Source organism: Odoribacter sp., assembly GCF_985060555.1.
This window is the reverse complement of record NZ_CFKYFN010000035.1, coordinates 1-11388: the sequence shown is the minus strand read 5'-3', so window position 1 is coordinate 11388 and position 11388 is coordinate 1. Positions and strand designations below refer to the sequence as shown.

Sequence of the window (11388 nt, the reverse complement as noted above, 5' to 3'; positions counted from 1 at the left end):
TTGCGGGGGAATACCTAAAGATACAAAAAAGCCAACTAATTCGCAATATTTTATGTATGAATTAGTTGGCTAATTTTATAGTATTTACTGAATGTCCCTTTTTAATTTATCTGATCACTAGCTTTAATTTTTTTTATAGATTCCCAGTTTGTCCGGATTGAAGCTGTTGATCATTTCATCGTGGGCAGCTACTTTGGCTTTACCGTAATTGATGAAAATTTCGGCAGACTTCACATACTTATCGCATTTCTGTGCATCCTGCAGCAACAGGTAACCGATAATGGTATAACCGGCCATTTCCACCAGACGACGGGCATGGAAGTCGGTATATTCGGTACTGCCGGCTTCAGCTACTTTGGCTGTTGCGGCTTCGAGTTTACCGGTCATGCATTTCAGGGTTTCGCGCAGGTATTCGTGTTCCGGAGCGATCTCCATTTTCTCGTATACTTCGCGGATATGTTTTGCATATTGTCCGGTGGTGACGCCACGGATGGCAGCTACTACCTGCAACTGGGAAGTACCTTCGTAAATATTGGTGATTCGGGCATCCCGCACGTAACGCTGGATAGGATAGTCTTTCATAAATCCTGATCCACCGTGGATCTGCAAGGCATCGTAAGTGATTTCATTGGCATATTCACTGGCGAAAAGCTTCTGTAGCGGAGTATAGATGTCGGCTAATTTCTGATATTCCTTCATCTCGTTGCGTTCGTCTTTGTCCAGGGCTCTTTCTTTGGAGATATGGTAATAGGTCTTGTACATATCTACAAAACGGGCTGTTTCATAAAGAACGGAACGGATACCATGTAACTTGGCTTCCATATTGGAAAGCATTTCGTAAATAGCCGGGAACTCGATAATGGCCTTACCGAACTGTTTCCTTTCCTGAGCGTATTTCAATCCTTCGCGATAAGCGGCTTCGGCAATACCGACCGATTGGGCGCCGATACCCAGACGGGCTGCGTTCATCAGTGCCATCACGTATTTGATCAATCCCATTTTACGTTCGCCTACCAGTTCGGCCGGAGCATTTTTGAATACCAGCTCACAGGTCGGAGAACCTTTGATCCCTAATTTATTTTCGATACGACGTACGGTAACGGCATTGCTGTTGCGGTCATAGATGAACATGGAAAGTCCGCGTCCGTCGTTCGTTCCGGCTTCCGAACGGGCCAGTACTAAGGAAATATGTCCGTCCCCGTTGGTGATGAAACGTTTTACACCATTCAGATACCATTGTCCGTCGGCTTCGTTATAGGTTGCCTTCAGCTGTACGGCCTGTAAGTCGGAACCGGCATCCGGTTCGGTCAGGTCCATCGCACAGGTCTCGCCGGCACATACGCGGGGCAGGTATTTGGCTTTTTGTTCGTCACTGGCAAATTCGTTGATCGTTTCGGCACAATCCTGTAATCCCCAGATGTTCTGCAATCCGGCATCGGCCCGGGCAACGATCTCGGCGGCCATGATAAACGGGGTGATCGGGAAATTCAACCCGTTGTATTTTCTCGGGAGAGAAATACCGTTCAAGCCGGCTTGATTGATCACATCGATGTTTTGTTGGGTACCGGCGGCATATTTTACATGACCGTCGACTACCTGCGGGCCTTCGGCATCTACCGATTCGGCATTCACAGCTACGACATCCCCGCAAATTTCTCCGACAATTTCCAATACTTTATCATAGTTGTCGAAAGCATCTTCGAAGTCGCGCGGTGCGTTGTCATATTGCTGGGCTTCCGTGTAATTGCGCTCTTTCAGGGCAACGATCTTTTCCATCAGCGGGTGGCCGAGGTGGAATTTTATATCTTCATTATCTGTATAAAAATTAGCCATAATGTTTTGATTTTAAGTTTTATTTGCTGTTTTTCTTGTAATACTGGATCATCTTCGGGATAACGACATTCAGGTCGCCGGTGATGACATAATCAGCAAATTTATTGATCGGGGCGTTGCTATCGGTATTGATCGCAATCACCATGGCAGACTCTTCCATTCCTGCAGTATGCTGGATCTGGCCTGAAATACCGCAAGCGATGTACAGTTTAGGACGTACGGTGGTACCGGTTTGGCCGATCTGACGCTCGTGTTCGCAAAAACCGGCATCGACGGCAGCACGCGAAGCTCCGACTTCTCCGCCTAGAACGGTAGCCAGTTCATGCAGTAACTGGAAGTTTTCTTTCGAACCGACACCATAGCCTCCGGCAACAATGATCGGAGCTGCTTTCAGGTTCACTTTTGATTTTTCCATGTGACGTTCGATTACATGGATGACAAAATCTTCCGGAGTGGTGAACTGATTCACATCGATCATTTTGATTTCTCCCTGGTGGTTCGCATTGAAGATTTCTTTTTTCATCACTCCTTCGCGGACGGTAGCCATCTGAGGACGGCAATCCGGATTTACGATCGTAGCAACGATGTTTCCGCCGAAAGCCGGACGGATTTGGTATAACAGGTTGTGATATATTTTATTGTTTTTCTTGTCTTCATAATCTCCGATTTCCAGACTGGTACAGTCGGCTGTCAGACCGCTGTGCAGGGCCGAAGATACCCGGGGACCCAGGTCACGGCCGATACTGGAAGCTCCCATAAAAGCGATCTGAGGTTTTTCCTGTTTAAACAGGTTGACTAAAATGGAGGTATGAGGGAGAGTGGTGTAAGGAGCCAGACGTTTGTCATCGCCCAGCCAAAGTACGTCTACTCCATAAGGGAAGACTTGTTTTTCAACTCCTTTGAGGTCGCTACCCAATACGATAGCTTCGAGTTTTACGCCTAATTCAGTGGCAAGGGTACGTCCTTTGGTCAGTAGCTCGAGGCTTACATCTGCAATAATACCCTCTTCTATTTCGCAATATACAAATACACTGTTCATAAATATTTAGCTTTTATAGCTTAAGCTTATAGCCTTTCGCCTTTTACTTTTTACTTTTTTACCTTTTACTTTTTACCTTACCCCACGGTATGGTTAACGATCAGTTCTTTCATCATTTCATCGATGGCTGTGTCGCTAGGCTCGAGTACTTTGGCTTCTTTGGCCTGAAATACGACGCTTTCAATGTTTTTCACTTTCGTCGGAGAACCGCTCAATCCCAGTTCCTGGGCTTCGCAAGTGATGTCGTTGACACTCCATTCGGTAATTTTCAAGTAAGGACGTTCCTGGAGCAGGTTGAGGTAATCTTCATCGGCATCCTGCATTTCCTGGGTAGCCCGGGCGTATTTATATTTCATCACATAGCGTGCGTTACGGGGGCGGCAGGGGGCAGCAGAACCGTTAACGGTCACGACGCAGGGTACCGGACATTCTACCACTTCTATACCTCTTTCGAGACGACGTTTGATCGTGATCTTGCCGGCTGTAATATCCAGAATATCTTCTGCATAAGTGACTTGTGGCAGCCCCAGTTTTTCAGCTACCTGAGGCCCCACTTGAGCCGTATCTCCGTCGATAGCCTGACGGCCGCAGATCAGCAGGTCGGTCTGCAAGTTCCGGAGCGCACAAGCTAACGCATAAGAAGTGGCCAGGGTATCGGAACCGGCAAAAGCACGGTCGGATAACAAATATCCGCCATCTGCGCCTCTGTACATGGCTTCACGTATGATTTCTGCAGCACGGCCGGGGCCCATCGTCAGAATGTGCACTGTAGTCCCTTCAATTTTATCTTTTATCCGTAATGCCTGTTCCAGGGCATTTAAATCTTCAGGGTTAAAAATAGCAGGTAAGGCTGCTCTGTTTACAGTTCCATCCGCTTTCATAGCATCTTTTCCCACATTTCTGGTATCGGGAACCTGCTTCGCAAGAACAACAATTTTCAGTCCTTTCATGTTACATTATTTAAGTTATCATCCCTTCAAACGATTGAAAAAGTCGAAAGGATTTTAAGATTAATATTTGCTGAATTACACCGTTTAGTACAGGTTTTCCAAACACTTTGAAGCGATTCCGATCACTTCCGGCAGTACCGGAAACTTGTAACTATTTGGTGAGCAAAGATAATACAATAAAGGTAAAAGGTGAAAAGTAAAAGGTAAAAAGTGAAAAAAGTAGGAAGTGAAGGGATGAAACGGTGGAAGTGGTGGAAAAGAAAAAGGGAACGGTAAAAGCGGCAGGGAGGAAGGAGGCATTTTTGCCGTTGTTCCCGTTTTAGCCGCTTTTACCGTTTCGTCCGTTACTTGTAATTCTGAGCGAATTCGCGGCCCGCACGTAGGGCTTTGAGGTTCATCTCTACGATTTCAGCGCCTTTGCGGCTGAAGATGGCACGGATGCCTTCTTCCAGGTATTCGAACGGAATTTCGATGAAGGGAGAAGCTGCTCCCAACATGACGAAATTGCTGGCTCTGACGTTACCGGCAGATTCTTTAGCAATGGTATCGGCATCTATAATCACCTGATGGGGAAGGCTTTTGAGTGTACTCATCACTTTTTCTACTTCGGGGTAGTTGGGGATATTGATAAAAGGTGTGGAGTTGGTCACCACAAATCCGCCTTCCCGTAGATAGGGGAGGTAACGAAGAGCTTCCATCGGCTCTACGGATAAGATGATGTCGGCACGTCCTTTGGCGATCAGGTCCGAATAGATCGGGCGGTCTGAAATACGCATGAAAGATTGTACATCACCGCCTCGCTGGCTCATACCGTGAGTCTCGGCTTGTTTCATATATAGATTGTTAGTCAGTGCAGCCGAGCCCAAAGCCGCTGCGATAGACAAAATACCCTGCCCTCCTACGCCTGCTAATATAATATCTGTTTTCATAATTTTTTACCTTTAACTTTTTAGCCTTTAGCCTGTAGCTTATTACTTATTCTATTTTTTCTTATTGTCCCTGGCTGCTTTCTGGATGCATACTCTCCGGGGGATGATGACCGATACTCCTTTGTATTCCAGTTCTTCCCGGATAATTCGGCACAGTTCCTCATGGTTCTTGGGTACCGGCAGCAATACCCGGATGTGTTCGGGTTCTACTCCGATACCCTGGCAGATCGATTCTATTTTTCCCAGGGCCGAGGATTCCTGACCTCCGGTCATAGAAATCGATTCGTTGTCGGAGATGATCACTGTGATCGGCGTTTTTTCGTTGACGGCATCCAATAAACCGGTCATACCGGAATGGGTGAAAGTCGAGTCGCCGATAACCGCTACCGTTGGGAATAATCCGGCGTCACAGGCTCCTTTGGCCATCGTGATAGAAGCTCCCATGTCGACACAAGAGTTGATGGACTGGAAAGGAGGAAGTGCACCTAAAGTATAACAGCCGATATCTGAAAATACCCGTCCTTCGCCATAGGTCGCGATGACTTCGTTGAGGGCTTTATAGACATCGCGATGGCTGCAACCCGTACAGAGTGCAGGTGGACGGGGAGCGACGATCTCAGGTACAGGGGCTCCTTCTTTGGTTTTGAAACAAAGGGCTTTGCCTACTAAGTCCGGATTTAATTCGCCATCCCGGGGCAGGGTGCCGTCCAGGCGTCCCATGATGTTATCTTGGCCGGGGTACCCTTTCAGCATTTCTTCTACAACGGGATAACCTTCTTCGAGTACCAGAATCTGTTTACACTCGCGCAATAGACGTTTGATCATCTTACGGGGTAACGGATATTGGCTGACTTTTACTACCGGATAGATACAGCCACCGTCAAAATTTTCCAACAGATAATTGTAGGTAATTCCGCAAGCGATGATTCCGAGTGATTTATCACTACCGTCGATATATTGATTGAAGGGAGATTGTTCGGATGCTTTTACAAAATCCGCCTGTTTCTCAAGTAAGAGTTTATAGCGTTTACGGGCGATAGCCGGGAGCAGTACGAACTGGCGTTTATCCTCCGGCAAGTGCAAGTGATTTTCCGGCAGGCTATCGTGCGTTTCGACTCCGGCACGGGAGTGGGCCAGACGGGTGGTAATTCGCATCAATACGGGAGAACCTACCGTTTCTGAGAGAGCGAAACCGTAACGGGTCATTTCGTAAGCTTCTTGCTGGTTCGAAGGTTCGAGTACCGGTACAAAGGCAAATTTACCATATACCCGGGAATCCTGCTCATTTTGAGAGGAATGCATCGAAGGATCGTCGGCTGCGGTAACTACCAGTCCACCGTTAGCTCCGGTAATAGCTGCATTCATGAAGCAATCGGCTGCCACATTCATACCGACGTGTTTCATACATACCAAGGCTCTTTTGCCGGCGTAAGACATTCCCAAAGCCGATTCCATGGCCGTCTTTTCGTTGGCTGCCCATGCCCGGTGTACATTACGGGCGATAGCCTCTTTAGAATTCTGAATATATTCGGTGATTTCTGTCGAAGGAGTACCGGGATAGGCATATACGCCTGAAATTCCGCTGTCAATGGCTCCCTGAGCTATTGCTTCGACACCTAATAATAGCTGTTTTTGCATAATTTTGTCTGATTTTATAGATTATATGATATTACAATAACACAAACGTCGGAGACGTCTCGGAAATAAAATGTTGAATAATTCGAAAGTGAAGGCAATAACTGCCCCGGAATCAGAGTCCCCAGTGGAATTTCAAGGTACCCATGATATAAGCTAAAACGAAATAATATTCAAAAGGACGGTACATATCGCTAAACGCATATCATGTAAAACGTTTGCGAAGATAGAAATATTCTTTAAAAAAAGAAAGCTCCAACGTATTTTTCAGGTATTTTTTTACTTTTAGCCTTTACCCTCTGGTTTTTAGCCTTTTTACTTTTTTTTCCATATCTCCCAATTTTTTTCCGCCTGTCCCAGCCACATCGCATAACCGTTGCAGGCATGAGCTCCGGCTGCTCTTCCCTTTTGCATGAAAGTGGTTGTTTCGGGATTATAGACCAGGTCGAAAAGATAATGTCCGGCAGTGAGGAGCTCGTAGGGAAGGGGAGGAAACTCCGATGTATCGGGCCAGGTGCCCAAAGGGGTAGTATTTACGATCAGCGGATAGCCGGTTATTAAGTCCGGTAACGCTGCATAGCCGATCTCGTCTGCCTGGCGGGGAGTACGGGATACGGTCGATACTTCCATATTCAGAGAGTGCAGGGCGTAACGCACGGCTTTGGCAGCTCCGCCATTCCCCAGAATCAGTGCTTTGGAAATAGCTGCGGGAATGAATTCCAGCAAAGCTTTCCGAAAACCGTACATATCCGTATTATATCCCACCAGATAGGGGTGCCCATTCGGATGGCTCACCTTGACGCAATTGACGGCACCGATAACCCGGGCTTCTTCACTGATCTCGTCCAGAAAGGGAAGGATATTTTGTTTGTGAGGGATCGTGACATTAAAACCGCAAAGGTCGGGCGTTTGTTGTAATAGTGTTGGAAGCTGCCGGATGTCGGGCATTTCGAAGCTCCGATATTCAGCAGCGATATTTTCTTTTTGGAATTTCTCGTTAAAATAGCGGGGCGAGCAGGAATGCCCCAAAGGGTATCCGATGATTCCGTATATTTGCATGATTACTGTTGCTTTTGCATTTTCTTTCCGATGAACTCTATGCCATAAATAAGCACAAAACCCACGATACACATCACGATCGCTTCCATTAAAAGCGGATCGGATTGCGTCAGTTCCTGAAAATAATGCGGAGACACATTCGCTTCCACCAAAGGTCTTACTACTCCGTGTGAGTCGGTATAGGTTTCCAAAGTTTCTTTCCAGGGCCATACTTTATTCAGAGACCCTACCATGAATCCCGTTAGGGTAGCGACAGTCGCTGTATGATATTTTTTTAAAAACCAGGATAACAGATGGGAAAAACTGATGATACCGGCAACCGCTCCGACGATGAATAACAACATCACCCCGATGTTCAGGCTGCTGACAGCTCCGAGGATATAGGAGTATTTCCCCATCAGTAGTAAAATGAATGCCCCGGATATGCCCGGTAAAATCATGGCACAAATGGCTATGGCGCCGGATAAAATGATAAACCACCACGTATTGGGAGTCTCGGCCGGCGACATCACAGTAATGACATAGGCGATACAGCCTCCTGCAATCAGTGAGATCACCGTACCGATATGCCAGTGTTTGATTTCTTTGGCTACCAGTACCGACGAAGCGACGATCAAACCGAAGAAAAACGACCAGATATAAATGGGATGATGTTCCAGTAACCAGGTCATGAGTTTGGCCAGAGAGAAGATAGAGATGGCGATACCACCGGCCACTCCGAGTAGGAATGACCCGTTGATCTTTTTCCAAAAGTCTGCAAACTTCAGGCTGAGCAGCAATTTTAAAGCTTGGAGGTCTATACTTTTGATCGAATCGATCAATTCTTCATAAATCCCCGTAATGAAGGCGATCGTACCGCCGGAAACACCCGGAACCACATCTGCTGCACCCATGGCACAGCCTTTCAGTACCAACAATAAATAATTCTTTTGTTTTCCCATATTTTTCTGTTCACTTTTCGAATTTTATAAAAAAATAAATCCCAAGTGGGATTTATTTTTTCAATACGTTTCTATGCTCAAAACGGAATAGATCAAAAACAGTCTTCACCGGGGTGAAAGTTGTCAGGGGAACCTCGACGAATACCGTAATCCAGTTCGCCATTGCTCCATTCCAAAGCCCCGGGAGTTCCTGTACTTTAATTTCTTTCCCTTTATATGATTTGTGGGTAATAAAACCTTGTTCGGGGGCAATGAATTTTTCGAGATCGAACTTCTTGCCTTTATAGTTTTTTACACCGCATACCAGATCGACCGGATTGAAATGAGTAGAATGATCGAACATTTTTTTTTGTTCTTTATCTTTCAGATTGATCTGAGCCGATTCGACGATCATCAGGCGTGAACTGCCGTCTTTCATTTTCACCCAGAACGGTCCTCCGCCCGGTTCACCTTCATTTTTTACCATTCCACATACCCGGATCGGACGATCCAGCAATTGATGCAGATGTTTGATGCGCTCTTTTGGGTCTTTATAAGTCTTGCCTTCCGCTTCTTTATAACCGATTTGTCCCATAAAGGCTTCAATCTCCCGGAGTTGTTCTTCTGTCGGTTTTTTATCCAGTATACTCAGGTAACTGAAAATCTTTTCTTGCAATTCCACCAGTGTTCCGGCCAGCAGTCTTTTATATTTGATCGTATCTCCCTTGGCCCGGTCGGGGATAACGTTATCGATATTTTTGATGAAAATAATATCGGCTTTCAATTCCTCCAGGTTATAGATCAGAGCACCGTGTCCTCCGGGACGGAATACCAGCTTCCCTTCGCTGTCTCTCAGCAACTCGCCCTTGTCGGTGAGGCTGACGGTATCGGTGGAAGGTTTCTGAATCGAAAAGGTTACTTCGTATTTGATGTTGAACATCTTCTCGAATACTTTGGTCACCTTCTTCAACCGTTCTTTAAAGAGATTCATATACTCTTCCGAAACGGTGAAATGTAAGCGGGCTATTTTTCCATTGTTGCAATACATCCCTCCTTCAACGATATGTTCGTCGAAAGCCGTTCTGACAAAATCCCGGTAGATATGAAAATCGACCAATCCTTTGGGGGTATTCCCATAGTTCAGTCCTTTGTCGGTAAGGATATAACTAAGGATTTCGTTAAATTGCCGTTTGGCGATCATCTTGTCGATGTCTTTTCCATCATTCCACAGAGCGGCAGACAAACGGTTATAGAAAGGAAGTTCGTTCAGTTTCAAAAAGAAATCGTGCATTGTACCCGCCCCTTTATCCTGCACGAATTCCAGGAATTCTTCTTCTGTACCTGTATAGGTATCCATAAAAGTAAACAGATCTTTGAACATCCGGGTGGCCGATCCGGAAGCCGGGACCATTTTCAGCAGTTCACATTCCTGACGTGCTTTATCGAAATTTGCGTTCAAACGTTCTTCATCTTCAGCCTCGATCCGGATAATTCCATTACCGATGGTGGCTGGTTCGGACAAATCGACATAGTCGAATCCTTTTTCGAAATTGGCTAATTGCCGGTCTATCTGTTCCGGTTTAATATCTCTGTGTTTGAAAACTTTCAGATCTTCTTTCGTGTAGTCCATAATTTAGTGATTAAAGCTTACAAAGTTGTAAGTCGGATTAATTATCTTCCTCTTCGTCATATACCTCTTCCTGATTGTCCAGTTCGGTTTCATAGAAATCCTCAGCTTCTTCCATCAGGGAATCGATATCATCTTGAGACAGTGGTTCTTCGTCGATCCAGTAAATTTTTTGATTACTGTAAAATCCGTCCAGATCACATTGAATGATACAACGTGGTTTTTCGGTATGAACAACGTAGACTAAGTCAAGTGCTTCCTGTGAGTTGTCCGCAATAAGAAATTTGGGTAACATGTCATTTTATTCGTTTAAAATTATCAGTCACAAAGATATGCGATAAATGTAATTTTTTTTATAATCGGCCGATAAAAATCGATACGATGCCATTTTATTCTGAAATTAGTTCGTTGTTTGTCATATTTTGGGGATAAAACCCGAACACAGGAAAGTTCGGCCGGGCAGTGGGATATACCATAGTACTGATGTCGGCCGACGAGGTGTTCGACCCTGCTGAGTTCGAAGGAATAACCGATGTGGATGTCTATGTCGTTCTTAAAAAAATACGGAAGAACTGAAAAAGATCCTGAATTTTTGACAGCTTAAAAACATTTGTAACTTTGTCTGTTGTCACATCGTTGTAAATAAACTATGATTGCATCAGAATTGATATCGAATGTTGTGCCGGTGCTCAAACCCGAAGATACCTGCTTGCAGGCGCTCAACTGGATGGAACTTTTCCGGGTGTCCCATCTGCCTATGGAGCAGGGAAAAATGTATCTGGGGCTTGTAGATGATGAGATGATCTATGCCCACGGCGACCTGAACGATCGGCTGGATGTGTTGCAGATTCCGGTGGAAGGTACCTTTGTTTATGAAAATTATCATATTTATGATGTTATCTGTCTGGCGGCCGGAAGTTTGTTGTCGGTGGTACCCGTACTCGACCGGAAAAATAATTTTGTCGGTTCGATTACTTTGACCGATATCCTCCGGCATTTGGACACTTTGCTATGTGTAGACCAGCCGGGAGGTATTCTGGTGCTCGAAGTCAACCGGATCGATTATTCATTGGCCGAAGTTGCACAGATTGTAGAATATAACGAAGCCCGGGTATTGAGTTGTTACGTGTCGGGAAACCGCGATTCCCAGCAACTGCAGATTACCTTGAAGATAAATACACTGAATGTAGATCCGATCCTGGATACTTTTATCCGGTACGGATATACCGTTAAGAATAGTTTTGTCACAGGCGAGGAAGAACAGGATAGTCTGAGGGAACGCTATGGATTATTGATGAAGTATTTAGAGTTATAGAGTTGCTGAGTTATAGAGTTGCTGAGTTATAGAGTTGCTGAGTTATAGAGTTGCTGAGTTATAGAGTTGCTGAGTTATAGA

Annotated in this window: 10 protein-coding genes; 1 reads left to right on the top strand and 9 read right to left on the bottom strand. The window is 45.4% G+C overall.

Going from position 1 to position 11388, the window contains the following annotated elements:
• Positions 1-123: 123 nt before the first annotated feature.
• The 9 genes from AC5RDS_RS04355 to AC5RDS_RS04315 form a co-directional block, all read right to left on the bottom strand.
• Positions 124-1833 carry an acyl-CoA dehydrogenase family protein gene (locus AC5RDS_RS04355; RefSeq protein ID WP_022160975.1) on the bottom strand — a complete coding sequence of 570 codons (1710 nt, stop codon included), beginning with the start codon at positions 1831-1833 and terminating at the stop codon, positions 124-126.
• A gap of 19 nt (positions 1834-1852) precedes the next feature.
• A complete protein-coding gene (locus AC5RDS_RS04350; RefSeq protein WP_013612356.1) occupies positions 1853-2872 on the bottom strand; it encodes an electron transfer flavoprotein subunit alpha/FixB family protein in 1020 nt (339 codons plus the stop codon).
• A gap of 77 nt (positions 2873-2949) precedes the next feature.
• Positions 2950-3822 carry an electron transfer flavoprotein subunit beta/FixA family protein gene (locus tag AC5RDS_RS04345; RefSeq protein WP_013612355.1) on the bottom strand — a complete coding sequence of 291 codons (873 nt, stop codon included), beginning with the start codon at positions 3820-3822 and terminating at the stop codon, positions 2950-2952.
• 344 nt (positions 3823-4166) lie between these two features.
• Positions 4167-4751, bottom strand: coding sequence for an indolepyruvate oxidoreductase subunit beta (locus AC5RDS_RS04340; RefSeq protein ID WP_013612354.1), 585 nt, complete (start codon positions 4749-4751; stop codon positions 4167-4169).
• A gap of 51 nt (positions 4752-4802) precedes the next feature.
• Positions 4803-6389, bottom strand: a complete 1587-nt coding sequence (locus tag AC5RDS_RS04335; protein ID WP_046404648.1) for a thiamine pyrophosphate-dependent enzyme — start codon at positions 6387-6389, stop codon at positions 4803-4805.
• 312 nt (positions 6390-6701) lie between these two features.
• Positions 6702-7445 carry a shikimate dehydrogenase family protein gene (locus AC5RDS_RS04330; RefSeq protein WP_172720100.1) on the bottom strand — a complete coding sequence of 248 codons (744 nt, stop codon included), beginning with the start codon at positions 7443-7445 and terminating at the stop codon, positions 6702-6704.
• Positions 7446-7447: 2 nt separating this feature from the next.
• Positions 7448-8386: a polyprenyl-phosphate transporter gene (locus AC5RDS_RS04325; RefSeq protein WP_217778875.1), complete on the bottom strand. Its 939-nt coding sequence runs from the start codon at positions 8384-8386 to the stop codon at positions 7448-7450.
• Positions 8387-8438: 52 nt separating this feature from the next.
• Positions 8439-9995: a DUF4301 family protein gene (locus AC5RDS_RS04320; RefSeq protein WP_217778873.1), complete on the bottom strand. Its 1557-nt coding sequence runs from the start codon at positions 9993-9995 to the stop codon at positions 8439-8441.
• Between the two features lie 37 nt (positions 9996-10032).
• Entirely contained in the window at positions 10033-10287 is a 255-nt protein-coding gene (locus AC5RDS_RS04315; RefSeq protein ID WP_013612349.1) for a DUF8828 family protein, read from the bottom strand.
• Between the two features lie 354 nt (positions 10288-10641).
• On the opposite strand from AC5RDS_RS04315, the gene AC5RDS_RS04310 reads away from it, so the two are divergent.
• Positions 10642-11307, top strand: coding sequence for a CBS domain-containing protein (locus AC5RDS_RS04310; protein ID WP_013612348.1), 666 nt, complete (start codon positions 10642-10644; stop codon positions 11305-11307).
• Positions 11308-11388 lie beyond the last annotated feature (81 nt).